Raw genomic sequence first — 25,532 nt, forward strand, 5'->3', positions numbered from 1 at the left:
CACCCTTTAAAAATCCAGCAATGACGGGTTATCCTCTTTATCGGCAATCGGTGTTGTTGTGTCTTTTTCGTCCGTATCAAAAAAAGTTCGGGCCGCGTTGTGGTGATATCCGGCGTTGATGCCGGTCGGGGAGAGGTTTCCTCCTCGTTAAAATCCAGGGTGATGTTTACCGTTGCGGCGGTGGCGGCAATCGCGGGCGATACTGCGCTGATCTCCAGTTCTCGTTTTTTCACCCTGATGGGTGAAATCAGAGAAGCAGCAGGGAGTGCTTTTGTCGTAAAAATGAAGCTGACAAAATCGGGGAGGTTCAGGATCATATTACTGTCGGTAAAGAAACGCTCGGCCTGCCTGATGGTGCGTTCACTGTCGATGGTCTCTGTCAGCACGGCATCGGTTTTTGCTTTGCGGACCTCATCATCGACTAATATAGTGCCGGACATCCTTGCCACCCATTCAGCGGTGTCCGGATCCATGACACGATATACCAGTTTGAATTTGGCGTTCTCAACGACCGCGCCGACAACGGCGTCACCTTTCAAATCTGCCGGGCAGTCTTTTAAATCGGCAATCGACTGATGGTCCATAATAATATGCACACCTTTATCCCGCGCCGCGCCTAAGCCTTCCAGCGCGGGCCTGGATAAATGGTATTTCAGTTCCGAAAGATAAATAGCAATGGGGCGGGGCACGTCTTTCACTCGCTCGCGCCTTTCTGCCAGCTGGTACAGGCGAACCAGCAGCATGCGCTGAGCGGTAATGATTTTGCTGTTGCGCATTGAGCCAATCACATAACAGCACCCGCCTTCCTCAAATATTTTATTAAGCGAAAATCCGGTGGGGGCATTGATGGCATTGAGTAAGGCCAGCTCTTCAATTTTCCCGAAGAAGGCTTTTATCTTATCTGCAATACCCTGAACGTAGTCGCCGTTATAAACATCCCGAATGGTTGAAGCAGTATTACGGGTGACAAACTGCGCGGCTATCCGGGCCGCTTTCCGGTCATCAATGCGATAAAAGTCAGATTCCTGACCTTTCTCTGCCAGGCTGAACCCGGCAACGAAAAGCTCTTCCAGTTCATCGGCGGTGATCTCTTCAATCAGGTTTAACTGGTACTGGGGTTTTCGCAGGTCAATCAGGGCAAAAGGTTTGCCTGCATCCTCGCAGGCTTTGCGGTAAAGGTGGGGGCCCATTCATCATCCTTTGGGTCCATAACAAATACGCCTTCACCGGCCAGGATACTTTGATAAAGTAATATGCCGGTGGCAACGCCCTTACCGGCGCCGGTGGTGCCGATAATATCCGCGTGTTGTTTTTGCCAGTCCTTTAACGGCAAATACATCGGCTGAATATCTCGGTCCATGCCGATAAATAACCCTTTGTTCAGGTCGATATAATCCAGCGGGTCATAATGCAGGGTTTCCGGCAGCAGTGATTTCACCGTGCGCACATCGGTGCGTAATTCCCGTTCAAGCGTTGTCTTTCTGACGAGGCGTTTCTTTATTTTGTCTAACTCAGGTGTTAATACCCTGCGCAGCAGAATATGCAAAATAAAACCCGTTACGGTAAAGGCAATCAGCACCGGCCATGCCAGAACGGGAATGCTGGCGACTACACGGCCTTTATAAAGCCACTGGAAAATCCAGATAACAACCGGGGCCATCGTACCCGAAAGAAAACACAGCATGGAGAAAGCAAAAATCAGCTTTTGCCACAACGGGGCTTTTTGCCGTTCATCGCTTTTCATCGACGCGAAAAACGGCATCGTCAGCCCCGACAACAGCGCCAGCATCAGCTGATGCTGTTGCATAAAAGCAATGAAGCTCAGCGCGCCATTCACTATCGGCGACAATGAAACGGCCAGCTTATTCAAAATCACGATGCCTCCTTCGTCAGCAGTTCGCCCCATGACATCGCCCCATCTGTTCGCCCCACGGTGTCGGGCGAAAAGGCGGGGCGAACGTCAGGGGTAAAGAAGGTGGCCGCGTTGCGGCCATGTGCAGGAAAGCATGCTCCCCTGCACCAAACGGCGTGCGCCAGTTCAAGCGGGCTGGACGCCCTTATGATATGTCGCATGGGGGTAATGTCGCGGCTGGACGCCGCGCCAAAACCCCAGGGTCAAAGGCGGCACACCGTCGCCCGCTACGCGCGACCACCCCCTTTAAGACGGTCGCTTTCGCCTTTTTATTCCCTTTGCTCGTTCCTCTCAGCGTGAATAAAAGGGAAGCTGACCTTTAAAGAGGGTGGTCGCGCCACGCTACCGGCTTTTGGCCGGAGACTTAGCCGCGACGGTGTGCGGGGCGATGCCCCCCAAATAAAGCGCTGTCGTGGGCGACAGCTTTTCGCTCGCTGGGGCGGCGAAATTTATTCGGCTCCCCCCGGCCAGCTCGGTTCACCTGGGGGTGAACGCTCGCCGGTAGGTTCGGCGACGCCAATTAGCAATTTCTGCGAAAATGAATTTACTCGCCTCACATCACTTTTTAATTCCTGCGGGCCGCACGGATTAAAAAGCTCAACCAACACCAGAGTGGTGCTCTGGTGTTGGTGCAAATTTGAAAAGATATTCTTCAGGTTACTGGTGTTTAGCTGAAAACGTGAGCTTCGGTTAGCCTAGCTGCTGTTGTCACATATCAGCTCAATATTGAGATTATGAAGCGCATGTTCGAACTGGGTCATGTAGGTGCGGCGCGTCTCTGCCTGGCTAACTCTAAACACCGGATGCTTGTCGCTGTAAAACGCTACCGGCTTACCGTGCTTATTCACGTATTTGCGCCTGGCCAGCATATAGTTGAAAGTTGGTTCGCTCTGAAAAATCGCAGATGCATAAGGCGACCAGTGGCGTAATCAATCTAAACCAGCAGGCAGCACTTCGGGGCACGGCCTTCAAACCAGTAGTGGTGTGATTCGTCGATCTGAATGAGTTCACCCAAACATTCGCGGCGATAACCGGACCCTGTGGCTGCGGTAAAACCTATGTGGGCTGTGCTCTGGGCAATAACGCCTGCCAGCAGGGTTCCAGCGTACAGTACTGGCGACTGAGCCGCTTACTGGTTGAACTGACACACAGCCGGGCAGACGGCAGTTACCGGAAACAGCTTGGTCAGCTGTCAAAAACGCAGCTGCTTATCCTGGATGACTGGGGCCTTGAGCCGTTACTGCCAGCGCAGCGTAACGATCTGCTTACAGGTACGGGAAGAGCGCTACGGTCATGATAAGTCAGTTGCCAACGGATGAGTGGTACAGCTGCTTTGGAGATAACACCCTGGCCGACGCGATCCTTGATCGACTGATGCATAACTCGCACCGGCTGGAGATGAAAGGTGAGTCAATGAGAAAAAGGCTGGCACAGGTTGACACAAAATGAACAGTGGAGGTAATAAATAGATGTTAGGGTGCGTTAGGAAATAACGCGTTCACGTTCCCTCCGGAACGACCGTTCATCTTCGACAGAATACGCACGCCGCGATAGGGTACTAACATATATTGCGATAAGCATGTTATTAATCGTTTTACAATGGAGAAAATATGAGCTGTATCTTTTGTGATATGGTTGTTGGAAAAATTCCGTGCCATAAAATTTGGGAAGACCAAGAACATATGGCATTCCTTTCAATCTACCCTAATACCGACGGTTTCAGCGTAGTTATACCTAAGGCACACTATCCCAGTTATGCTTTTGCTCTACCCGATGATGTGCTCAGTAAGTTGGTATTGGCTACCAAGCAAGTGGCGAAAGTCCTCGATCGTGCATTTGATGACGTTGGGCGATGTGGCATGGTATTTGAGGGTTTTGGAGTCGATCATGTTCATTCGAAGTTGATCCCCATGCATGGCACAGCTTCGTTGGCCGCTTGGAAACCGATTGAATCAACATCGGAAAAGTTTTTTGAAAACTATGAGGGGTATCTCTCATCTCACGACGCTACTCGCGCTGATGATAATCACCTGTCTATGTTGGCAGACAAGATTCGCCAAAGTAGTATGTAAAAAATGAAAGATTTATAGTTGTGTTTATATTCATTTATATAAATATCTTAATTAAATATACACAATGGCGGTTCAAAGTCTAACTGGGGGGCAGTTAGACTCATTTTATAATTAATGCGTGGCAATTTTAATGCTGCGCATCTTCAGCACTTACATCAATTCCACCTCTCAATTCCATCTGCCATTACAAATCAGCCCCTTGTAGATTATCTAAGCACTTCATTAGGTTTGTCTTTAGAGTGGATGATGGTTATAAAAGTGGATTTGACCCCATATATCCAGTCGCTTTTTCCCACTTAGGTTTGTGATACCCGACGACGTTAATATTCCCGAGGTGAACGGTATCCCTACGCACTGTGCGGATGATTTTCATTGTAATGTTCGAACGCCTTCGCCAGGTTTTGTACCGCTGCCTGGCTATTCGATTTTGGCATCCAACCGATATAGTCCCGCTTTATTGTCTTGACCAAGCTCTCTGCTATTCCGTTGCTCTGCGGGCTTCTCACCGCCGTTGTCCGCGGCTCAAGCCCTATCTCCCGGGCTAACGTGCGGGTGTAATGGGCGCGATACGCTGAGCCGTTATCCATCAGCCACTCTATCGGTCTGGTGGGCAGATGACTCCCGAAGCGCTTCTCCACTGACCGCAGCGTCACGTCCTAAACCGTATCACTATCATAACCGCCGGTGCTGGCAGCTCAGTCCAGCGCTTCACGGTCACAGCAGTCCATCGCGAACGTGATCCGCAGTTTCTCAGCGTTATCACAACGGAACTCGAAGCCGTCCGAACATCACCTACTGTTGCTTTCTTGTACCGCGACTTTGCCTTTATGAACGCGTTTGTTCACCGGATGTGCGGGTTTCCTGCACAGTAACAACCTGTTAGCACGCATGACCCGATAGACTTTTTCGCGTTAACCGGCGTTAACCGGCGTTAATCCTTCGGACTCAGACTCACGCCGCTGTAGCGCCCAGACACGACGATAATCGTAGGTGGGTACCTCGGCAATGTCGCGCTGGATACGCAATAGTACTTCCCTGTCGTCAGATAAACATTGTTTACGCCCATCCTGCCAGTCTGGCCGACGACGAACACGAACGAATAGCTGCGCATGCAACACACCAAGTGACCGACTCACCGCTGTCAGTCGCCGTCCCCGGGCAATAAGGGCGCATGCGCTATCCATTTTTTTGCCCGACCATACTCCACGGCTTCTTTCAGGATTTCATTTTCCATCGTCTTCTTCCCCAGCAGGCGTTGAAGTTCGTGGATCTGTTTCATTGCGGCGGTCAGCTCGGAAGTGGGGACGACTTCCTCACCGGCGGTTATCGCCGTGAGGCTGCCTTCCTGGTACTGCTTACGCCGCTTGAATACCTGATTGGCATTGACGCTGTGCAAACGGCCGACATAGGAGAGGGTCATTCCCGGCTCCATGCTTTGTTGCACAATGGCTATTTTTTCTTGTGGGGTACGGCGCCTGCGCTGCCCCGGTTAACACTTCGACCATCTTATTTTCGCGACTAGTCTTAAACATAGTTCTAAGCCTACCTCTATTTTAAGAGGGGTAAAGTGTCTGGAAATTCAGGGGGCCAGTCTAAAAAGAAGAAAATTCATTAAACTCATTTTACATTCTCAAAGCTTAGTAACGAAGCGTAGATAACCACAACACTGAGTGGATCAGTGTTAAATGTGGACGTAAATATTTACATAAACCTTAATAAAGTTTAACACTCGATGCTTGCGAATTATCATTGGGTTTTGTGGTCAGATACAGTCAACTTGAAAATGGGGCATGTTTAAAATGAATAACTTTCAGGGTGCATAAGTTACTCACGCTAATGTATTATTTCATTTGATACTTTATCCTTTAAGATTGATGAAAGAATTCTCTTTCAAAAAAAATAATAACCGAACGTTATGGATCCCAAAAAGAAAAAATATAATTTTGATATTTCAAGCTGTTGGTTTGTTTTTTTTAGATATGCTTCCATTTTATTCACTAAACTATGATGAATTATTTAAATGTAAAATATTTTTATGAAAATTGTGCTTGCGTATCACTAATGTTTTTGCTAAATATTATTCGTATTACGTGAGCATGAATTATTTGTGACGAAAAAATCGATACTTGTATTAACCCTAGTCATATAACGAAACATAAATATAGTTGCAGCGATATGCGGTGGCAATATTAGTGCGAATTGCGAAAGCTAATTCAGTAGATATTAATTAGCTTAAAAATGTCATTTCTTGAGAGTTCCTTTGATTGGATTCGATAAGGCGTGCTTGTAAGAAAGTTATAATTATGAATGTGTTAATTGATAAGAATTAAAAAATTAATTTTTGGTGCAATTATCTATAACGGAATTTAGATTCGACGACTGTATCAAAACTCGATAGCGCTGATTAGAAGTCATTTTTACTATTGCTGATTGATCATGCACAACTCAGTGAAAAGAGTAGTGCATCCTGGGTAAAATGTCACAATTTTACTCGAATGTTATATGTTGCATATGTTTATATAAGGAAAGTTATGAATAGTGACAATACAACAGCATTGGTTCCTCATAATAATGTTTCTATAGCTAAATTATCTGCGAACACTATTAGAACAAAACAGAGTTGGAAAAACCATACAACTCACTTCGAAAGTGCAATGTTCGATCCTTGGTATAAGGCGATTACGAAAATACATTCCATCATATCGTCGCAAACGAGCGTTTTTTTTAACTCTAAGGGAGTTTCGCCAGTATTACTACCAGTAACGACGGGGTCTATATCTAGTCCTATGGGTCTGGGTTCTGATTCAATGCCTGTAAAAATTAATTTAGGCGGGGTCGATACATATTTGGCTGACTCGATGCAATTTTTGCTTGAATATGCGCTTAGATTGAATGACAAAGGTGTTTATTATCTCATGCCAACATTTAGAGGGGAAGAACAAGACAAGCGGCATTTAAATCAATTTTATCACGCAGAAAGTGAAATCATTGGTGGCCTTGATGATGTGATTGAACTCGCCGGTTCATATGTTACTTTTTTATGCGATTATTTTTTAGATAACGAAAAAAATCTGCTATCACTGTTCATCAATGATTTCTCGCATCTGGAAAAACTGTCTTCTTACAAAAGCAACATTCCGCAGGTTAAATTCAAGGAGGCGGTGAATCTGTTGGAAAATGATCCGCGTTATATAAATACGCATGATTCTGGTTTTAAGAAAATTACCAACGATGGCGAGAAGCGACTGATTGAGCTTTTCAGAGGCCCAGTATGGCTCACTTACTTCCCTAGCTTGTCAGTCCCTTTCTATCAAGCTGATGCAAATGAAAATGGTTACTCACTGACCGCTGACCTGTTGATGGGCATTGGTGAGACCTTAGGTGCTGGTGAAAGAAACACTTATTCTGAAGATGTTATTGAGAATTTGAATGTTAGAAATGTTGGACGCGAAGAGTATGAGTGGTATATCCGCATGCGCCAATTAATGCCGCTGCGGACATCAGGGTTTGGGATGGGTGTCGAAAGATTTGTTTTGTGGCTGATAAATCATGATGATATTCGTGACTGTCAGTTGTTGCCGCGCGTGCATGGGGAAAATATTCTACCATGAGATAATTGTGAATATATATATATATTCGGTTGTTTTAGATGATGTTTTTTATAAAGTTATTTAAAAAGGTGATAAATGAAAACGTTAAATATCGATACTATCCAAACGATTAAATATTTCCCCATGATCGGTATTGTTAAAGAAACCAATAGGCCGCCTGGTGGGATGACAAGTATTAGAAAAATTGCACACAATGCTTTTTTAAATAGCAAAAAAGATGTGTTAGAAGTTGGCACCGCAACTGGTGTCACGGCTATTGAGTTAGCGAAATTAACTGCATGTAATATTACAGCGATTGATATAGATGATAATAATTTATCAGTAGCAAGAGAACGAGCGGAAAAAGAAAACGTGGCCCATCTTATTTCATTTGAAAATAGGGATGCTACGGATACAAAGTTTGAAAACAAAACATTTGATATGGTTTTCTGTGGTAATGTAACATCTTATTTTGATGACAAAATTAAGGCCATTAAGGAGTATGATCGTGTACTGAAAGATAATGGCTTAATTGCAGCGATACCCATGTATTATATTAATAAGCCGAGCGAGAAATTGGTTAGCGAAGTTTCAGATGCTATTGATGTCAACATTAGCCCATTATATAAGAAAGACTGGGTCGATTTCTTTAATCTGCCAGGCTACGAACTCGTTTCTTGCGAAGATTATGCATTCGATAATATTTCTGATAATGGTGTCAAAGAATATGTCGATATTATTTTTAAACAGCCGCATTTGGAGTCACTTGAATTTGAAGTCCGCTCCGCACTTTACAGCCGATACAGCTACTTCATGCATTTGTTCAGAACTAACCTGTCCCATATGGGATTCTCTTTGATGCTGCTGAGAAAAGTGTCTTCGCCAACAGAGCCTGAGTTATTCACAGCCCGCGCCTTAGTCTTGGAATAAATGACTACCAACCCTTTGGTTGCCCGTGAAACTCGGGTGACTAATTAATTATAAAATCTGTAGGTGATTAATGTCTAATATAACCGTGGTTGCGCCTGCAAATACTATGCACCATCTAGATGAAAAGATAATTAATATTGGTGTTGTAAATCTTTCAAATCTTGGACATAAGGTAACCATCCTCGAAGAGTGTTTTCTTGATATCAATAATATTGCCGGGTCTATAGCTCAGCGAGCATCAAGTATCAACCGAGCTATAGCTGATGAGTCCACAGATATTATCATGGCTGTCTTTGGTGGGTATAACTGCAACGATTTAGTTGATTATATAAATTTCCCCCAGATGTACAAAAATAATCAACGTTTTATTGGATACAGTGACATGACGGTTTTACTTAATGCCTATTATGCTACTACCGGTGGTGTGGCTTTTCACGGTCCAGGGTTTGGCTCTTTTTGCGACCCGGGACTCGCTTTTGAGACGGCAGATGGATTTACCCATGCGCTAACACTCAATGATAAGGAATTGTTGCTGATACAGCCAGTAAGGACCGCCAGCGATTTATGGTTTTTAAAAGATGGATACGGCCCAAGGGCATGGCAATCCCATCCGAAGTGGAAATCAATTAATAACGGAGAAGCAATAGGGGTGCTAATTGGTGGCAATATTGAATCTTTTCTAAATCTTATAGGAACAAAATACTGCCCAGATTTCAATCATAAAATTTTGCTTATCGAATCCAGTTTTGACACCGAACCGAACAAATTCAGAATGTGGTTTTCTCACCTTAAATCATGCGGTGTGTTTGAGAAAATATCTGGACTTATAGTCGGAAACTTTACCACCTGCTCATATGAAAATTTTAACGAAAATTTTTTAGCTAACATTATAGTAGAATTCGTACCAAGAATTTTGCCGACGATGATTAATTTTTCATCATCACATACTGACCCTATATTGACTGTTCCAGTAGGTGGGTTAATCCATATGAAATTAAGCAGTCATAAGAATGATATATATATGTCTATTCCACCCAGGCACAAGGCATATTAATACGAGGCGTTATGAACGATAATCCGATTGTCGATCCAAAAAAATTCATCTCCTACCTGCGTGAAAGTGGGTATCTGAAATTTGACCGCGCGCCTAACACCATAATCGTGGTGTTTCTTGAAAGTTTAATGAATCAGTGTAAAGAAATTTACGCTCTATCCAAAGTCGAAGGATTTGACGCCGGCGAACTTTATCTGATGGCAGACGACAGTGACTTAGGCATTTACTACTGTCGGGGGATTGGTGCTCCTGTGGCAGTTATCAATCTTGAAGAACTGATCGCCTTTGGAGTTAAAAATTTCATTGTGCTCGGTACGGCTGGTGCGTTGAGTCGTAAGTTATCAATTGCCGATGTCGTCCTTTGTGACAGTGCGATTAGGGATGAGGGGACATCAAAACACTATCTTGAAGAGGGGCTAATATCCTACCCGGACACCGTCTGGCATAGCGACATCCGCCGTTGGTTGGGCAAACTGATTCCTTTGATGAGAGAAGGTAGAACCTGGACGACTGATGCACCATACCGCGAAACGGAGCAGAAAGTGAAAAGTCTTCAGCAGGAAGGTGTGTTGTGTGTGGAGATGGAGACTTCGGCCTTGTTCGCAGTAGCCGATTTCCATAAGGTTAGTATTGCCTCAGTCTTTGTGATTAGTGACTCGCTGGCTGACTTGACCTGGAAACCTGGGTTCTTTTCAAACGAGGTTATGGAAAAGCTTATTTGGTTGATGAAAAATTTGATCGAATTCTCTAAAGACGTGAGGGTGCGCACATGATAGAGATTACTGAGTTCGGACATATCAATATCGTCGTTAATGATGTTGAGGATGCAACACAATTTTATCGCACTATTTTTGGTTTTGAGTTAGTGCAATCTTTTGCAAATTTTAGGAATATAGGTTTTGCTAAAAGTGCGGGTTTTTTGGACCATCCTGAAGATGTAGTAGTAAGTATAAACTTCCTAAAAATACCTAACACACATATATATATCGAGTTGATAAGTTATATAAAACCTGTGTCAGAAAACCAAGTGAAAAAATTCACTCCTAATGATTTTGGGGGACCGAGACATATCGCACTGCGAATCAAAAACATTATGGATGCATACGAGAAAATAAAATCAATCCCCGGCATTTCGCTGATCAGCCCGAACCCTGATTATAAGCCTTGCCGACTGGATAAGGTGAATCCTGAAGATTTTACTTTCGCTAGCCATGAACTCGAATCAGACATAGCAATGAAAATTAGGGCATCAGTGATATCAAGTTCAATAAGTTTTTTTTACTTTACCGATAAGTTCGGCGTTACTTGGGAACTTGAGGAGGAGCCGACAGGCATTTCTGACCCAGCTTTATCTGTTTAGCCCCCTTCTAAGGAAAATATATGCGAATTGCACATACCATGATCAGAGTTGGTAACTTGGATAAGTCCATTCAATTTTACACAAAAGTCTTAAATATGGATTTGCTAGCACGCAAAGATTTCCCAGATGGTAAGTTCACTATTGCCTTTGTCGGCTATGGCGGAGAATATGATGGCGCTCTGATCGAATTGACTCATAACTGGGAGACAAATAGCTACGATCTCGGGAATGGGTTTGGCCACATTGCTATCTATACCGGCGATGTTTATAGTTTTTGTGAGCGAGTTGCGGCAAGTGGCGGTCAAGTTGTTCGCCCACCTGGGCCAAAACAGCATGGTTCGACGATTATCGCTTTTGTGCTTGATCCCGACGGATATAAGATTGAGTTTGTCGCGTGTGAACGAGAAAAATAATATTTCAATTATCAATTAAATATATTGGATGGGCGTTTTATGACTATAAAAAATATTAGATCTTACGATGCAAAATTGGTGGAGAAAGAGGCTCAATCATATTGGACTTTAGAAAAAACATTTCTTGCCAATGAGAATTCCCCTAATGAAAAATTTTATTCTTTATGTATGTTTCCGTACCCAAGTGGTAATATACATATGGGGCATGTTAGAAATTACTCTATTGGTGATGCTATTATTCGCTATAAAAAAATGTGCGGGAAAAATGTCTTTCAACCTATGGGATGGGACGCATTTGGACTACCGGCCGAAAATGCGGCGATAAAAAATAACACGCATCCCGCAGTTTGGACTTACCAAAATATCAATAATATGCGTAAGCAATTAAAGCAAATGGGCTATGGGTACGACTGGTCACGAGAAATCGCCACCTGCTCGCCTGAATATTATAAGTGGGAGCAATGGTTGTTTCTAAAATTACATGCAAAAGGTTTAGCATATAAGAAAAAATCAGTTGTGAACTGGGATCCCGTGGATCAAACGGTGCTTGCCAATGAACAAGTGGTCAATGGAAGAGGCTGGCGTTCTGATGCATTAATTGAGAAAAAAGAGATCTCACAATGGTTTTTAAAAATTACTGATTATGCGGATGAGTTGCTTACGGGGTTGGATTATCTAGATGAGTGGCCTCTTCAGGTTAAGACAATGCAGAGGAATTGGATTGGCAAATCTAAAGGCGCAAGAATTTGTTTTAAAGTTAAGCAACTTCAGCATACGGTAGAAGTTTTTACATCGCGCCCAGATACCATCTTCGGTTGTACCTTTATCGGACTTGCACCTGATCACCCGCTTTCACGAGAGTTGTCCACTTCTGAGGAAGAGATAAAACTCTTTATAGATAAGTGTATGCAGATGTCTACAGCAGAATCTGATCTCGCGACGCTTGAGAAAAATGGTATCAATACCGGTCTGACGGCGATTAATCCGTTAAATGGGGAAGAAGTGCCGATATGGATAGCTAATTACATCTTATCTACTTACGGTGCTGGCGCTATAATGGGCGTTCCTTCACACGATGAGCGCGATAGCGAATTCGCCCGAAGGTTTAACTTGGATATTAAGCCGGTTGTAATTCCAGATAGTGATATTAGTAATACCAACTTGTTCACCGGTAAAGGTACATTGGTTAATTCAGGTGAGTTCAATGGACTTGAGAGCGATGATGCGATTCAGAAAATAATTCAAAAGCTTCAAGCGTTAAAAGCAGGTGTGGAAGAAACAAACTACCGTTTAAGAGACTGGGGCATATCCCGACAGCGCTACTGGGGAGCGCCAATCCCAATTATCTACTGTGATGATTGTGGTACTGTACCTGTACCAGAAAAAGATCTTCCAGTTGTGCTCCCAGAACAATTTGAGTTCACTGATAAATCTAATGTACTAAAAAATATTCCTGAGTTTTATCATGTTACGTGCCCCTGTTGTGGCGGTGCCGCAGTAAGGGAAACTGATACCTTCGACACTTTTGTTGAGTCATCTTGGTATTCGGCTCGGTTTGCCTGTGCAGATCAAACGAAAAGTATGTTAGACGATAGGGCTAACTATTGGGCTCCGGTCGATCTATATATCGGTGGGATAGAGCATGCGATTTTACATCTATTATATGCTCGATTTATTCACAAGGTGATCCGCGATGAGGGGTTGTTAACATCAGATGAACCTTTCACTCGGCTCTTCACACAAGGCATGGTGCTTAAAGACGGTGCTAAAATGTCAAAGTCAAAGGGAAATGTGGTAAACCCTCAAGACTATATCGATAACTATGGTGCCGATACACTTCGACTATTCATGATGTTTAGTGCCCCACCAGAACAGCAATTAGAGTGGTCAGATTCTGGTGTTGAAGGAGCCCATCGCTTTATTAAAAAGCTATGGAATACGATTCACATTCATGTTGAAAATTGGGGAATATCAAAAGCACATAGTGGCGGTATAGTAAGTGCAAAACAAAAGGAACTTCGACGTAAGTTGCATGAGACTTTGAGCAAAGTTTCCGATGTAATGGAGCACAAATTAAGTTTCAATACTGCAATTGCCTCTGTTATGGAACTGATAAATACCTTTGGTAAGTTCCAAGTTGATAGTGAGTCTGATAGGGGGATTGCGCAAGAAGTATTGGAGCACGTCGTCATTATGCTTTCTCCTATCGTCCCCCATGTCACGCACGTTTTGTGGCAAGTGTTGGGGCATGAACGCGCGTTAATTACAGAGGCATGGCCGAAGGTTGATCGCTTGGCAACGGTCCCCGATACTGTCATCATTGCTGTGCAGGTCAATGGCAAGTTGCGTGCACAACATCACGTTGACCTAAATGCGCCTGAGGGGCTCATCAAGGATAGTATCTTTAATTTAAAGGAAGTGAAAAAATATATTGACGGTAAAACGGTCAAGCGCACTATTATTATCCCTAATAAACTTGCCAATATTGTTACAGACTAACGCGTTGAGAGCTAGCCGCAGATGATGGTTAGCTCTTCAATGTTGTCATGTTTTTTTCCTAATCTATAGATTAAGTTTTAGCAAGTTGGGTAGGTTGGCACTAATTATCAATAAGAGGCATGTGTCATTAAAAAATCAATAACAGCGGAGGTTTAATTGAGACTATCTAAGCAATTGTTTCTTGAAAAATACCGGCTGCCAAAATTGCTACAGCAGCATTCAACAATATCTTTATTGAATAGCGGTCCATTCTATCAAATGGTTGAAAAAGGTATTCCCCTTTTTTTGCCTATTGGTAATAAACTTCTTACTGCGATCGAGCATCTCTGCATCAAAGAGGCCGAAAACTTCGATTTTAACCATATCGATATGACTCAAGTGGTACCGACCGATTTTTTGTCCTTGGGGGAAATTTTTCATGAAGGCTTTCTCGATCAGTTTGTATTTCTTAAAGGGAAAATGGATCGTTATCACTTATTATCAACGCCAGAGCCTTTGTTGTTAAACTTCCTTAAGGAAGGGCTAAAAAGCTACAGGCAGCTACCGATAAAAATGATGTTCTCCGCTAAGTTTTACCGGCAACTCAGTCAGGTGCAAGGGATCCTTAAATCCAGGGAGTTCAGAATGCTAGCTGGCGCAAGTCTTAATGAGTGTAGTTCCAAAAATGAGTCTGCAATTGAGCTTTTTCATCAGTACACGTTGCACCTCGCTAAAATATTCTTAATTCCTTTGTCGTGCAGTTATAATCCAAAAATTAAATTCAGGGAGTATTTTTACTTACATCCTGAAGGTGAAGAAACATTTAATAATACCCCGGCTATGAGTCTGGCGATGACATATGAATATGGGCAGGAAAAGAAAGTAGTTGCTCGTTATTGTAATCATACTAATCGAAATATGAATGCCCAATTTGTAACGTACGGACTTGGACTGCAACGGTTGTTTTTCATTATTCTCGATTCCAGCCGTGACAGTAAAGGTTTTAGATTACCCAAGATAATAAGGCCATTTGATATTACTATCATCCCTCAGCATGATGAAGATTTACCCACCTGCATCGAATTTTTGGAGTACTTACAAATCCCCCAAGATCGAATATTGATAGATGATCGTAACAAAATACCACTCATAGAGAAAGAAAGGTTTTCAGATTACATGGGTATACCACAAAGGCTACTTATTCATAAACGTGATATTATAGTAAAAAATAGGGATGATAACTCACTGTTAAATGAGTTATTCCAATCATTGGATATGCCGAGTGAGTGCTATCAAAAATTCAATATAAAAAAATTTTCCCATGTCTAGGAATCGTGACTGTTGTGTGCCGAGTAAATGCATGTATCCGTCAGTGAAAATTAACTATCTTAGTCATTATCGATGAAGTACCATATCCAGGAGTATATATGTTACTAGTTTGCAAGTATTGGTTTGAAACCTATAATGTACTAGACGTGCTAGGTAAAGAGTATATTGCTGTTATAGACGAGTCTGATGTAGATAATATACATCCTTCCCATGCTTTGAGCGGGGGAATGAAAAATAAATTTATCGTATCTTCAGTGGACAGCATTGAATCATTAACCAGCGTAGCGAACATGTTGGCAATTATGGGTGTTCAGATTGAAAGGGTGATCTCTATTGGTGAGTTGAGTCAATATGGTGCGGGATTCTTAACCGAGCGTTTGGGCTCCAAAGGATTAAGTTTTAATACTATCAACATAACCCGGGATAAGCGTCTTATGAAAAAGATGTTTGAAGATTTGATGCTGCCTTGTGCGGAGTTTCATTTAATCTCCAACGACATCGAAGGCAAAAAATTTAATTATCCGATGGTGGCAAAACCTGCCTGTGGTTTTGGATCGTTTAATACCGAAATTATCAACACTGAAACAGAGTTGACTGAGTATATATCCTCTTTTAAAAAGAACAAAGATGTACATTTAATATCTAACGGAATTATGTTGGAAAAATTCATATCGGGTCGTGAGTTTTGTGCTGATTGCTTTATAAAGAAAACAGATATAAAACTACTTTCAATCTCTGAATACAATATGCCAAGAATGTACGTAACAAATGAAAAGGTAAAATACGATAGCGCTGAACATTTAAATCTCAACGAAAATCATGAACTATACACTAAGATCGACGCATTCTATCGCAAGATTGTCCAGGGTTTCGATATTAATGATTGCATCTGTCATTTGGAATTTTTCATTAATGAAGAGGGTGCCATTATATTATCAGAAATAGCAACGAGGCCAGGAGGTTCATATTTCAATTATATGGCGAAATTTGTCTACGGAAAAACTCTCTATGAAGCTTGGTTTGACGGTGTATTGAACGATAATGATAAATTTATTAGAGAGTTGAACCCTGACCAGCATTTCAGTATTGTAAACATTATTCCACAAAAAAACGGAGTGTTGAATTCCTTACCGACATTGGAATCCTTGAGGGAATATAATACATTGGTAAATATTTTTCCCCGTAAAAAAGTTGGTGATAGTACAAAATCAAATGTGAGAACTGATTATACATGTTTCTTTATTTTTGGAGGTAAGGACAAAGTCAAAATTAAAAATGATATACATAGTTTTGTCAGAGATTTTGACTTCGACATCGAATAGGGCTTCCCTAGGTGATAGTATAAACCCCGCAGGTGTTGAAAAGGTGCTGATATTAGGGGGGTATTTTCTCGTAAACACCCCCTGCTCATTTTAATAGCGTATAGTATCATAGCCAAGATAAAGAAAATAAATGAATATAATTCAGGAGTCAATATGAAAAAAATGACAAAAAATTTTAAAACATTTCAATATATCACTTTTTTGTTAATGACTTCCAATAGGGGAGCGTTTTTTATGTTGACATGGTTTTCTTTACAGCACGGCGCATTGTTTGTTTCCTTAGTAGTTGGTATCTATTGGTGGTTTTATACATTATCTTTGCCTTTTGTTGGCGCCATAGCTGATGTTATGTCGAAGTTCAAAGTTTCTCTAGTGGGGGAGTGATTACTTTTTTAGCAATTATCAATATAGCTTTCACTGCAAACCACATCTCAAGCTTAAATATTATCATTAGTGCAATTCTGCTGTCGGCAGGGGCTATGGTGTTCACCGCATCCTCTATTAGTTTTTCCGCCTTGTTGGTAACAAATAATGGGTTGTTGGCAAAAGCATTCAAAATTCGTGGTTTAGTTTTATCATTCACTACTTTTATCGGTCCAGGCTTGGGTGGAGTACTATTAGCGGCAATCGGCTATCATTTCATGACAATAATGTTCGTGATATTATCACTACTTGCTTTAATTCTATACAAACTATTGCCGATTGATCGACAAAAAAATGAATCTGTCACATTCTCGCTTTCCACATGGTATGATAATACTAAAGCTGGCTTTAATGCTGTCAGAAAAATTTCAACTGAGTATTATATTGCGCTTTTCATGATGTTGCTTAATTTATTTATCACCCCTTTCTTGAGTATTGCACTTCCGCTACTCGTGGTTGGAGAGTATCATTTCAATTCGACCGAGTTGGGGATTATTTTAGCGCTTTTTGGTATTGGAGTTGTGCTTGGGAGTTTTATTATTACTTTTTATCAAGTGCGGGAAGAAAGCCACTTCAAACTTTGCTTCATCAGTGTGCTTACCTTAGGTGCAAGTTTTGTTTTATTCGCTATGAATCCGTATTATATTGAGATGTTTGTCTTGGTATTTATTGCTGGAGTAAGCGTTGCCTTATTCAACGCAATTGTGACATCTTCGAGGGCAACAGCTATCCCGGATAACTTTCGCTCGCGCATTGAAACCTTTGTTTTGTTTATCGCGCAAATCAGCATCCCAATTGGGTCCTCCCTTACCGGCGTACTAATCTCATGGCTCGGTTTAGATGCAACAATAGCCCTGTTTGGACTTTCAATTATACTTGCATCATGCTTATTAAATTACGTACCAAAAATTAGAGGATTGCTTGCTCAGAAGATTGAAGGAGAAAAAACTGAACCGTTTTATAAGAAAGAGTTTCCTGAGGCTTTTCGTTAATTTTATAAAAAGTACTTTGAAAGCCTAGTGAAAACTAGGTTTTTTATTTATATTAAATTAATTCGACTCTGTCAAATATAAAATATTTAAATCGAGGATCCCCTGTCAGTAATTTCTCATGAAACGCTATATCTGTCTGTGTCATTATTTTTAATACACGAACCATGTTGATAGAAAAATTAAACGGAAGGTTGTAATCAGATTTTATTAACTTAGACACTGTTAATTCGGGTAGCTGCTTTTAAATGAGGAAGTGACATTGTTAACAACTTCTTTCCTGATGTGAATAAATTTTCATTAACGTCAAATTTTCGCATTTCGCAACTTCCTTAATAGAGAGTTTATGCTCAGTAAGTTTTCGCTCAAAAATACTTGTCTTTCTTATGACCCGGATTTCTAGTGATTTAATAATGCGTCCATAGCTATCAAAAGACTCGTGTAAAGCGCATTTTGCCATAATGAAACCGTTGGCTGTAATACCGACATTATCTTTCCGGGCCCATTCTTCCTCATGACTGTGTAGTTTCCCCACACCAGATTTTTCATTGCCTGGATAGTTTATGTTAGCCGCAACAGGTCCAAGCCACCAGTAGTGGAACAACTATCCCTATGCCACAGAGTTTCAATATGATGGCGCAGGTTCGCTCAACGCCGTAAAGGTGCCCCCGCTCCAGCATCAGGGTGATGGCAGCCGCTATGCTTTTGGGGAAACGTTTCTGTTTATGTGCGGTGAAAAGCCAGCGAACCATGAAAAGGGTTTCACTGTAAGCATTGGAAACTTTGCCGTCCTGACGCGCAAGCCCCAGTGCGCTCAGTGCGCAGAATGCCAGACTGTGAAACGTTTGGAGCAGGAGCCGGGGTTCTTTCTTTCATATATACCGAAGGCCATCAATTCATTATCGCGTTGCAACATTGAACAGCAGGTCGTGCAACGTGTCAATGAGAGGAGAACTTGCCATGATGACATATAATGACACGTCTGCCGGGCAGAAACAGGGCCCTTTAGTAGAGTAATGCCGATCAGTTAAGGATCAGTTGAACGATCCAGTGGCTGTGTAAAAATCCAGAAACGTTCTTCGTTTCTGGATTTTTTTTATGCGCATTGCTCAGGCTCTTGAGCTCGTTTCCTGCTACGACTCTACCCGTAACCCTCTGACTTCTCTCGGTGATGTTCTGGATCCCGACCTTGTCTCCCGCTGTCTGGCCGAGTCAGGTTCCGTCACGCTGCGTAAACGCCGTCTCCCGTTGGAAATGATGGTCTGGTGCATCATTGGCATGGCGCTCGAACGCGAAGAACCCCTCCACCAAATCGTGAACCGTCTGGATATTATGCTCCCCGGCAACCGGCCCTTCGTTGCCCCAAGCGCCGTTATCCAGGCCCGCCAGCGCCTGGGAAGTGATGCCGTTCGCCGCGTGTTTACCCAAACGGCACAGGTGTGGCACAACTCCGTCACCCATCCACACTGGTGTGGTCTGACATTACTGGCGGTGGACGGTGTCGTCTGGCGAACCCAGGATACACCAGAAAATGATGTGGCTTTCCCGCGACAGACCTATGCCGGGCAACCGGGGCTTTATCCGCAGGTGAAAATGGTCTGCCAGATGGAACTGACCAGCCACCTGCTTACGGCTGCCGCCTTCGGTACGATGAAAGAAAGCGAATATACGCTGGCAGAAAAACTGATAGAACAAACAGGCGATAACACACTGACTTTACTCGATAAAGGTTATTATTCTCTGGGGCTGCTGAATGCCTGGCATCAGGCGGGAGAGAGCCGTCACTGGATGATCCCGTTGAAAAAAGGAGCGCAGTACGAAGAGGTGCGAAAACTCGGTAAAGGCGATCATCTGATAAGGATGAAAACCAGTCCTCAGGCCCGGAAAAAGTGGCCTGATCTGGGGGAGGAAATGACGGCTCGCCTTCTGACGTTTACCCGTAAAGGCAAAGTCTGCCATCTGCTGACCTCAATGACAGATGCCATGCGGTACCCGGGGGGGAAATGGCCGATCTCTACGGCCACCGTTGGGAAATCGAACTGGGTTATCGTGAAATTAAGCAGACGATGTTACTGAGTCGGTTAACGCTGAGAAGTAAAAAACCAGAACTTGTCGAGCAGGAGTTATGGGGGGTATTACTAGCCTATAATCTTGTTCGTTATCAGATGATTAAGATGTCTAAAACCCTAAAGGGTTACTGGCCGAATCAGCTAAGCTTCTCAGACTCGTGCAGTCTGGTGATGAGGATGTTAATGACGCTTCAGGGCGCATCTCCGGGCCGGATCCCCGAACTGTTGCGTAATCTGGAGAGTATGGCGCAGATGGTGAAGCTGCCGATAAGAAGAGAAAGGGCCTTTCCGAGAGTGGTGAAGGAAAGACCCCGGAAGTATCCAAAAGCACAGGAAAAAAGCCAGTCAGTTGCTTAACTGACTGGCATTACCCTTTAGTAGAGCTCTGTTTATTTACTCTCCGTCCAGTTTACCTGCCCCGTTTATCTTTGTCTTTCAAGCCTCAAGGGCCTTTATGGACAAGAGGTAAGGTGGCACATACTCTTTCAGGCACATATCTAGATAATCCGACCACCATTGCATCATCGCTTTACGGGCATCGAGATATTCTGCTTTATGGATGTAAGCCGCTCGAACGCTATTTCGTTCCTGGTGACTCATCTGCCGTTCAACCGCATCTTGTGCCCATAAGCCAGACTCCATCAGGGCACTACAGGCCATTGCCCGAAAGCCGTGGCCACAGATTTCATCTTTTGTGTCATAGCCCATCAGGCGTAGCGCCTTGTTGACCGTGTTTTCACACATCGGTTTATACGGATTGTGATCGCCAGGGAATACCAGCACCTGATGACCGGATATTTCCCGTATCTGTTTCAGAATAGCGATGGACTGACAGGAGAGTGGAACGATATGTGGAGTACGCATTTTTGCACCACGCCCAGAGTAGCGGACACCGGGGATGGACTCGCGAGTGGCAGGAATGGTCCAGATTCTATTTTTGAAATCGATCTCAGACCAACGGGCGAAACGCAGTTCGCTGGAACGGATGAAAAGGTGCAGGGTGAGTAATACAGCCAGGCGGGTTAACTCTCGTCCTTGCTGGTAGTCCTCAATGCGAATCAACAATTCCGGCAGTCGCTCCAGCGGAAGGGCAGGGTAGTGGCGTTTAATGGGAGGGGCGATGATACCGTCCAGATTTGCTGCCGGATTGTGCTCTATCAACTCCTGATGTACGGCATGACGCATGATGTTGCACATATGCTGCCTGGTACGTGCTGCGACTTCCAGCAGACCTTTTTTCTCAATCCCTTTCAGCAGGTCGATGAAATGGCGGGTTTTCAGTTCTGTGACCGGCAGGTGTCCAATTATCGGGAAGATATGGTTGTTCATGCTGGCAAGCAGACGGGTTGCGTGGTTCTCTGACCATGTCCGGTTGCTGTTATGCCACTCCAGTGCCACATGTTTGAAGGTTTTTTCTGGTGTAGAAGTGGTTCTTTCAGCAGAGCGCAGTTGTGCTGGATTGATATTCTGCGCCAGCAGCTTGCGGATACCGTCACGCTGTTGTCGGGCATAAGCTAGAGAAACATCGGGATAGGCCCCTAAACCGAGGCGGGATTCTTTTCTATCGATACGATATTTGAGATACCAGAGACGTGAACCGCCTGGATTGACCAAAAGGTATAGACCGTGCGAGTCGGAGACTTTGAAGGGTTTTACGGATGGTTTTAAGTTGCGGATTTTTGAGTCGTTAAGAGACATTTGGGGGTCACTCCGTCATCGAACCAACATGACCCCAAATCTGACCACCAAATTCTCCCGATGCGGAGGGGAAACTAAAAATGCATCGGGAAGACTTTTCACACTAACTTATTGAATCTAAATCGTATAAAGATTCGTGAAGATGGATGAAAACAAGAATTTGGCTCCTCTGACTGGACTCGAACCAGTGACATACGGATTAACAGTCCGCCGTTCTACCGACTGAACTACAGAGGAATCGTGTGAACGGGGCGAATAATAGCGACTGCCCGTGGGCATGTCAAAGGGTTAACGCAAAAACTTGTCTGACTGCTTTCTTAATATCCAACGTGTTGACTGTTAAGGCAAAGTGATTAAATTCCCGCCCGTTTTTACTTCTTTTCTTATGTTGCCGTATCCTGCCTGCACTAAAAGCAACCATAAGTTGCCTGATTGTTGTGCAGTGGTTATCGGGCAAAGCGCTTTTACATATTGTAAAGCACGCTCCTTGCCAGTCTCTGCTCGCTAAATCATCACAAACCCCGATCTGCTGCACAAATTTCACACATTTGTGAGAATTGGCACATCCCGTGCATTGTTATTTTACTAACAACAGCTAGTTTTTTGACAATAAAGCAACAAGGAGTTAACCGATGCAGCCTGCGCAGGATGTGATTGAACAAATCGAAGCGTCGTTCTCCGCACAAACGCCGACGGGGAAGCGCATTGCCGGTTATCTGCTGGCCAATCTGGCGCAAATTCCGTTCGAAACCGCCGACAGCATTGCGCGCAGCGCCGCGACCAGCGGCATTTCGGTCGGGCGTTATCTGCGCAGTCTGGGTTATCGCAACCTGGATGATTTCAAACAAACGCTGCGCCAGCAAAGCGGAACCGCGTATCAGCCGTGGGTGGTGACCGATCGTCTGGGCGCCTACCGCGAACGCAGCAAACAGCCGCAGCAGGAAAAGTTAGAGCAATCGCTGACGCTGGAACTCGAAGCCATTAATCACGTTTATCAGCTGGCGCAAAGCGACAGTTTTGCGCAGGTCAGCCGTCGTCTGGCCGAAGCTGACGCGGTATTTATTCTCGGCATCCAGTCGGTGCGCGGTATCGCCAATAATTTTGCGAGCTATCTCGAATATCTGCGTCCCAAAGTGTATTTCGCCGACGGGCTTTCCGGTACCTACGTGGAATCGCTTAATTCGGAATTTGCGCAGCCTTATCTGGTGGTCACCGACACCCGCGCGTATTCAAAGATGGCGCAAACCTATTGTGAAGCGGCCTGCGAGCGCGGGCTGAACGTGGCGCTGATCACCGACATTTACTGTCCGTGGGCGCGCGATTATCCGGTCGATTTATTGCAGGTGAAAACGGATACCGGCCAGTTCTGGGATTCCATGGCACCGCTGAGTTGCCTGTTCAACCTGCTGTGTTCCTCGGTGCTGGAACTGCGCGGGAACGATGTGGAACAGCGTCTGGCGAATAACCGGATTTTGCAGAAACAACTCGGACAATTTGAATCGTAATTTTCTAAAACCAGCCGGCAGAGTTTATTGATGAATACAAAAACACCCGATGTTGCACTGACCGACCTGGCGCAAAGCGTGCCAGACGCCGTGATCGACCTGAAATATGCCACCGCCGATAACCTGACCGGTCAGCCGATTTACCGCGAATCGCGCTGCCTGTTGCACCCCGACGCGGCCGCGGCGCTGGCGCGCTGCAATGCGGTCGCGAAGCTGGCGGGATTCCGGCTGAAAATTTATGACGCTTACCGGCCGCAGGCGGCCCAGGCCTGTTTATGGGCAGCGTTTCCGAATCCTGATTATGTCGTGGATATCAAACTCGGCTCGCACCACAGCCGGGGTGTGGCGGTTGATCTGACGTTACTTGATGCACAGGGCAACGTGCTGGATATGGGAACGGGCTTTGACGAAATGACCGGGGTCTCGCACCCGTTTTATCCGGATTTACCGCCGGAGATTCAGCGAAACCGTTTACTGCTCAACGCCGTGATGGCGGCGGGCGGCTTTAAAGGCATCACCAGCGAGTGGTGGCACTTTGAATTACCGGATGCCAAAACGTATCCGTTGTTGGAAGAGCGGTTCGGCTGCTATCCGCCGGTTAACGCCGCGTAATCATTGCAAGTCTCTTATCACTTTTCATAAAGCCAGGAGTTCTCCGATGAGCAACACAGCAATCAGCACGTTCCGTAAAACCACTCAAACACGGATCGCCGGTGCCATTTTTCTCGCCCTGTCAGGGTTAAGTTTTGCCGCGCAGGCCGCCGTTCCGAAGGACATGCTGGTGATCGGCAAAGCCGCCGACCCGCAAACGCTGGATCCGGCGGTGACAATCGACAACAACGACTGGACGGTGACCTACCCGGCGTATCAGCGCCTGGTGCAGTATAAAACCGAAAACGGTAAAGGCTCCACGCAGGTGGAAGGCGACTTAGCGGCCAGCTGGACGGCGTCGCCGGATCAACTCGTCTGGACGTTCAAGCTCAAGCCGGGCGCGAAATTTGACGACGGCACCGACGTCAATGCCGATGCGGTGAAATGGTCGTTTGAACGCCTGATGAAAATTGCTCAGGGGCCGTCAGAAGCGTTTCCTAAAGACATGGTGGTGACGGTGGTTGATCCGCTGACCGTCACGTTCACGCTGAAAACGCCGTTTGCGCCGTTCCTCTACACGCTGGCTAATGATGGCGCAGGGATTGTGAATCCGGCGATTGCCAAAGCCAATCCGGCGGATGAAGGTAAAGCCTGGCTGGCCGGTCATACCGCCGGTTCCGGCCCGTACAAACTCGATCGCTGGCAGAAAGGTCAGCAACTGGTGCTGGTGCCGAACCCGCATTATAGCGGTGCGAAACCGGCCTTTAAACGCGTAACGGTCAAGATTATTGGCGAGAGCGCCACCCGCCGTCTGCAACTGTCACGCGGCGATCTGGACATTGCCGATTCCCTGCCGATGGACCAGCTGGCCGCGCTGAAAAAAGAGGACAAAGTTGCCGTTGAAGAATTCCCGTCGCTGCGCGTGACGTATCTGTATCTCAATAACGCCAAAGCGCCGCTGAATCAGGTGGATTTGCGGCGTGCGATTTCGTCTGCGGTGGATTATCAGGGCATGGTGAAGGGCATTCTCGGCGGTAATGCCAAACAAATGCGCGGGCCGATCCCGGATGGCATGTGGGGTTTTGACCCGACGGCCAAACAATACACGCTGGATCTGACGCAGGCGAAAGCCGATCTCGAAAAAGTGAAAGACAAGCCGCAGACACTGGATTTCCTGTATTCCGATAACGACCCGAACTGGGAATCCATCGCGCTTGCCGTTCAGGCCAGCCTCGGTCAGGCCGGGATCAGCGTGAAGCTGGAAAAACTGGCGAACGCCACCATGCGCGACCGTATCGGGCAGGGTGATTATGACATTTCGATCGGTAACTGGAGCCCGGATTTTGCCGACCCGTACATGTTCATGAACTACTGGTTCGAGTCCGACAAAAAAGGGCTGCCGGGCAACCGTTCGTTCTATTCCAATCCTGATGTTGATGCGTTGCTGAAAAAAGCGGTGTCCGTGACGGATCAGAAACAGCGGACGGATGACTACCAGCAGGCGCAGAAAATCGTCATCGACGAAGCGGCTTACGTTTACCTGTTCCAGAAAAACTATCAGGTCGCGATGAACAAAGACGTCAAAGGTTTTGTTTTCAACCCGATGCTTGAGCAGGTCTTTAATGTTGGGCAAATGAGTAAACAGTGATTATCCGCAGGATTTCCGCTTTAAACCCAAAATAGTTCGGGTTGCGGAAAGGCGGCAAGTGAAGGAATCCCCGGGAGCATAGTGAACTATGTGACCGGGGTGAGTGAGCGCAGCCAACGCATCAGCAGCGCGAAATATGAAGGGTTTTA

At 44.9% G+C, this 25,532-nt stretch carries 17 protein-coding genes, 1 tRNA gene and 5 pseudogenes; 17 read left to right on the plus strand and 6 right to left on the minus strand.

All coding sequences use genetic code 11. From position 1 onward, the window contains the following. Window positions 1-6 precede the first annotated feature (6 nt). Together ACM5QY_RS13170 and ACM5QY_RS13175 are read right to left on the minus strand one after the other, a co-directional pair. Window positions 7-1,876 (minus strand): annotated as a pseudogene (locus tag ACM5QY_RS13170) (type IV secretory system conjugative DNA transfer family protein). 737 nt (window positions 1,877-2,613) lie between these two features. Continuing rightward, window positions 2,614-2,942: pseudogene (locus ACM5QY_RS13175) on the minus strand (ISNCY family transposase); the annotation flags it as partial. Between the two features lie 30 nt (window positions 2,943-2,972). Here ACM5QY_RS13175 and ACM5QY_RS13180 point away from each other — a divergent pair. Both ACM5QY_RS13180 and ACM5QY_RS13185 read left to right on the plus strand, forming a co-directional pair. After that, a pseudogene (locus ACM5QY_RS13180) lies at window positions 2,973-3,361 on the plus strand (ATP-binding protein). Between the two features lie 161 nt (window positions 3,362-3,522). Continuing rightward, window positions 3,523-3,984 (plus strand): HIT family protein, encoded by a 462-nt coding sequence (locus ACM5QY_RS13185; protein ID WP_416121159.1) that lies wholly within the window; start codon window positions 3,523-3,525, stop codon window positions 3,982-3,984. A gap of 347 nt (window positions 3,985-4,331) precedes the next feature. Here ACM5QY_RS13185 and ACM5QY_RS13190 read toward each other — a convergent pair. After that, window positions 4,332-5,437 (minus strand): annotated as a pseudogene (locus ACM5QY_RS13190) (IS3 family transposase). A gap of 1,078 nt (window positions 5,438-6,515) precedes the next feature. On the opposite strand from ACM5QY_RS13190, the gene ACM5QY_RS13195 reads away from it, so the two are divergent. The 11 genes from ACM5QY_RS13195 (at window position 6,516) to ACM5QY_RS13245 (ending at window position 17,875) form a co-directional block, all read left to right on the plus strand. Continuing rightward, on the plus strand, window positions 6,516-7,595 hold the full coding sequence (locus tag ACM5QY_RS13195; RefSeq protein ID WP_416121161.1) for an asparagine synthetase A: 1,080 nt from the start codon (window positions 6,516-6,518) through the stop codon (window positions 7,593-7,595). Window positions 7,596-7,670: 75 nt separating this feature from the next. Further along, a complete protein-coding gene (locus tag ACM5QY_RS13200) occupies window positions 7,671-8,504 on the plus strand; it encodes a class I SAM-dependent methyltransferase (RefSeq protein WP_416121163.1) in 834 nt (277 codons plus the stop codon). Between the two features lie 70 nt (window positions 8,505-8,574). Then, window positions 8,575-9,558: an LD-carboxypeptidase gene (locus tag ACM5QY_RS13205; RefSeq protein WP_416121165.1), complete on the plus strand. Its 984-nt coding sequence runs from the start codon at window positions 8,575-8,577 to the stop codon at window positions 9,556-9,558. A gap of 11 nt (window positions 9,559-9,569) precedes the next feature. Further along, on the plus strand, window positions 9,570-10,331 hold the full coding sequence (locus tag ACM5QY_RS13210) for a nucleoside phosphorylase (protein WP_416121167.1): 762 nt from the start codon (window positions 9,570-9,572) through the stop codon (window positions 10,329-10,331). After that, window positions 10,328-10,918, plus strand: coding sequence for a VOC family protein (locus ACM5QY_RS13215; RefSeq protein WP_416121169.1), 591 nt, complete (start codon window positions 10,328-10,330; stop codon window positions 10,916-10,918). Before ACM5QY_RS13210 ends, ACM5QY_RS13215 begins: the two co-directional genes overlap by 4 nt. Before the next feature lie 20 nt (window positions 10,919-10,938). Further along, window positions 10,939-11,331: a lactoylglutathione lyase gene (gene gloA, locus ACM5QY_RS13220; protein WP_416121171.1), complete on the plus strand. Its 393-nt coding sequence runs from the start codon at window positions 10,939-10,941 to the stop codon at window positions 11,329-11,331. A 39-nt stretch (window positions 11,332-11,370) separates the two neighbouring features. Beyond that, window positions 11,371-13,830 carry a leucine--tRNA ligase gene (gene leuS / locus ACM5QY_RS13225; RefSeq protein ID WP_416121173.1) on the plus strand — a complete coding sequence of 820 codons (2,460 nt, stop codon included), beginning with the start codon at window positions 11,371-11,373 and terminating at the stop codon, window positions 13,828-13,830. 156 nt (window positions 13,831-13,986) lie between these two features. Next, window positions 13,987-15,138, plus strand: coding sequence for a proline--tRNA ligase (locus ACM5QY_RS13230; protein ID WP_416121175.1), 1,152 nt, complete (start codon window positions 13,987-13,989; stop codon window positions 15,136-15,138). A gap of 98 nt (window positions 15,139-15,236) precedes the next feature. Further along, window positions 15,237-16,460 carry an ATP-grasp domain-containing protein gene (locus tag ACM5QY_RS13235; protein WP_416121177.1) on the plus strand — a complete coding sequence of 408 codons (1,224 nt, stop codon included), beginning with the start codon at window positions 15,237-15,239 and terminating at the stop codon, window positions 16,458-16,460. Between the two features lie 153 nt (window positions 16,461-16,613). Continuing rightward, window positions 16,614-16,844 (plus strand): hypothetical protein, encoded by a 231-nt coding sequence (locus ACM5QY_RS13240; RefSeq protein WP_416121179.1) that lies wholly within the window; start codon window positions 16,614-16,616, stop codon window positions 16,842-16,844. Continuing rightward, the gene (locus tag ACM5QY_RS13245) at window positions 16,841-17,875 is read left to right on the plus strand and encodes an MFS transporter (protein ID WP_416121181.1); all 1,035 of its coding nucleotides are present in this window, start codon (window positions 16,841-16,843) and stop codon (window positions 17,873-17,875) included. The genes ACM5QY_RS13240 and ACM5QY_RS13245 overlap by 4 nt, the downstream gene beginning before the upstream one ends. Window positions 17,876-18,438: 563 nt before the next feature. On the opposite strand, the gene ACM5QY_RS13250 is transcribed toward ACM5QY_RS13245, so the two are convergent. Next, window positions 18,439-18,726, minus strand: a complete 288-nt coding sequence (locus tag ACM5QY_RS13250) for a DUF2913 family protein (RefSeq protein ID WP_416122881.1) — start codon at window positions 18,724-18,726, stop codon at window positions 18,439-18,441. A 244-nt stretch (window positions 18,727-18,970) separates the two neighbouring features. Here ACM5QY_RS13250 and ACM5QY_RS13255 point away from each other — a divergent pair. Beyond that, window positions 18,971-20,298: pseudogene (locus ACM5QY_RS13255) on the plus strand (IS4 family transposase). A gap of 78 nt (window positions 20,299-20,376) precedes the next feature. Here ACM5QY_RS13255 and ACM5QY_RS13260 read toward each other — a convergent pair. After that, window positions 20,377-21,639 carry a tyrosine-type recombinase/integrase gene (locus tag ACM5QY_RS13260; protein ID WP_416121183.1) on the minus strand — a complete coding sequence of 421 codons (1,263 nt, stop codon included), beginning with the start codon at window positions 21,637-21,639 and terminating at the stop codon, window positions 20,377-20,379. 161 nt (window positions 21,640-21,800) lie between these two features. Beyond that, window positions 21,801-21,876, minus strand: a tRNA-Asn gene (locus tag ACM5QY_RS13265). Between the two features lie 395 nt (window positions 21,877-22,271). Between ACM5QY_RS13265 and ACM5QY_RS13270 the strand changes: the two genes are divergently transcribed. From ACM5QY_RS13270 to ACM5QY_RS13280, 3 genes are read left to right on the plus strand one after another with little or no spacing between them, the layout of a single operon-like run. Then, entirely contained in the window at window positions 22,272-23,144 is an 873-nt protein-coding gene (locus tag ACM5QY_RS13270) for a MurR/RpiR family transcriptional regulator (protein WP_416121185.1), read from the plus strand. Between the two features lie 30 nt (window positions 23,145-23,174). Further along, window positions 23,175-23,756 (plus strand): D-alanyl-D-alanine dipeptidase, encoded by a 582-nt coding sequence (gene ddpX, locus ACM5QY_RS13275; RefSeq protein ID WP_416121187.1) that lies wholly within the window; start codon window positions 23,175-23,177, stop codon window positions 23,754-23,756. Between the two features lie 46 nt (window positions 23,757-23,802). Beyond that, window positions 23,803-25,383, plus strand: coding sequence for an ABC transporter substrate-binding protein (locus ACM5QY_RS13280; RefSeq protein ID WP_416121189.1), 1,581 nt, complete (start codon window positions 23,803-23,805; stop codon window positions 25,381-25,383). Window positions 25,384-25,532 lie beyond the last annotated feature (149 nt).

The organism is Rahnella sp. PCH160, from assembly GCF_047784855.1.
Taxonomy (GTDB): Bacteria; Pseudomonadota; Gammaproteobacteria; order Enterobacterales; family Enterobacteriaceae; genus Rahnella.

Excerpts from the sequence above, each read along its gene's own strand:
- ACM5QY_RS13235 (WP_416121177.1), top strand. The coding sequence starts at position 15,237 with ATGTTACTAGTTTGCAAGTATTGGTTTGAAACCTATAATGTACTAGAC.
- ACM5QY_RS13185 (WP_416121159.1), top strand. The coding sequence starts at position 3,523 with ATGAGCTGTATCTTTTGTGATATGGTTGTTGGAAAAATTCCGTGCCAT.
- ACM5QY_RS13240 (WP_416121179.1), top strand. The coding sequence starts at position 16,614 with ATGAAAAAAATGACAAAAAATTTTAAAACATTTCAATATATCACTTTT.
- ACM5QY_RS13200 (WP_416121163.1), top strand. The coding sequence starts at position 7,671 with ATGAAAACGTTAAATATCGATACTATCCAAACGATTAAATATTTCCCC.
- ACM5QY_RS13210 (WP_416121167.1), top strand. The coding sequence starts at position 9,570 with ATGAACGATAATCCGATTGTCGATCCAAAAAAATTCATCTCCTACCTG.
- leuS (WP_416121173.1), top strand. The coding sequence starts at position 11,371 with ATGACTATAAAAAATATTAGATCTTACGATGCAAAATTGGTGGAGAAA.
- ddpX (WP_416121187.1), top strand. The coding sequence starts at position 23,175 with ATGAATACAAAAACACCCGATGTTGCACTGACCGACCTGGCGCAAAGC.
- ACM5QY_RS13205 (WP_416121165.1), top strand. The coding sequence starts at position 8,575 with ATGTCTAATATAACCGTGGTTGCGCCTGCAAATACTATGCACCATCTA.
- ACM5QY_RS13260 (WP_416121183.1), bottom strand. The coding sequence starts at position 21,639 with ATGTCTCTTAACGACTCAAAAATCCGCAACTTAAAACCATCCGTAAAA.
- ACM5QY_RS13270 (WP_416121185.1), top strand. The coding sequence starts at position 22,272 with ATGCAGCCTGCGCAGGATGTGATTGAACAAATCGAAGCGTCGTTCTCC.
- gloA (WP_416121171.1), top strand. The coding sequence starts at position 10,939 with ATGCGAATTGCACATACCATGATCAGAGTTGGTAACTTGGATAAGTCC.
- ACM5QY_RS13215 (WP_416121169.1), top strand. The coding sequence starts at position 10,328 with ATGATAGAGATTACTGAGTTCGGACATATCAATATCGTCGTTAATGAT.
- ACM5QY_RS13195 (WP_416121161.1), top strand. The coding sequence starts at position 6,516 with ATGAATAGTGACAATACAACAGCATTGGTTCCTCATAATAATGTTTCT.
- ACM5QY_RS13280 (WP_416121189.1), top strand. The coding sequence starts at position 23,803 with ATGAGCAACACAGCAATCAGCACGTTCCGTAAAACCACTCAAACACGG.